1 protein-coding gene is annotated in these 937 nt (G+C 77.1%); it reads right to left on the bottom strand.

The genetic code is table 11. The features are described from left to right. On the bottom strand, nucleotides 1-937 hold a 937-nt coding region (locus CBZ_RS17665), incomplete at both ends, for a site-2 protease family protein (protein ID WP_130782789.1).

Below are 937 nucleotides of genomic sequence, written 5' to 3'. Positions count from 1 at the left end.
CGGACGTGACGGGCGTCGTCCCGGCCGCGTGCGCGGGCACGCCGGCGGCGGCCGCACGGTCCACGTAGGCCGCGGGCCGGCCGTCGGGCGCGAGCACGACGACGTCGTCGGCGCCCGCGGCCGCGGCGACGGAGGACGCGTGGGCGACCGAGTCGGTGTGGCCGACGGCGGCGGCGCGGTGCCCGACGGTCTCGACCGTGAGCCGGTCGACCGCGTCCTGGGTCCGCGCGCCGCGCATGGCGCCCGAGGCGCCGGTCCACAGGAACGCGCCGATGAGAGCGCCCCAGACGGCGTCGGTGAGCTGCGGCTGGCGGCCCTGGGCGAACGGCAGGACGAACGCCCACGCGAAGACCCCGACGGCGACGACGCGACCGCACCAGGCGGCGACGACGGTCCCGGTGTGACGGTTGCCGGTGGCCGCCCACACGGCCGACTGCAGCACCGCGCCGCCGTCGAGCGGCAGACCCGGGAGCAGGTTGAAGACGCCGACGAACCCGTTGGAGAACGCGCCGGCGAAGAGCATGAGCCCGAGCAGCGAGCCCGTGCCGACGGCGTTCGCGGCCGCGAGGAAGGCACCGCCGAGGACCAGGTTGGCGACCGGCCCCGCGACGGCGACCAGCGCGTTCGTCCCGGCCGTGGGCGCCGCGACGCCGAACGACGTGTGCCCGCCGAGCAGCGTGAGGACGAACTCCTGCGGCTGCTGCCCGCGGGCGCGCGCGACGAGCCCGTGGGCGAGCTCGTGCACGAGGACCGAGGCGAACAGCAGGACGACGAAGACGAGCGCGACGGCGTAGACGCGTCCGCCGAGACCGGGCGACCAGCTGCGCACCGTGGGCGCGAACAGCAGCGTGAGCACGACCGCGGCGAGCAGCCAGCTCGGCGCGAGGATGATCGGGGCGCCCGCGACGCGGCCGATGACCCAGCCGGAGGACCGTCG

Origin of the sequence: Cellulomonas biazotea (genome assembly GCF_004306155.1) — a bacterium.
GTDB classification, from domain to species: Bacteria; Actinomycetota; Actinomycetes; order Actinomycetales; family Cellulomonadaceae; genus Cellulomonas; species Cellulomonas biazotea.
This window is presented reverse-complemented; position numbering and strand designations above follow the sequence as displayed.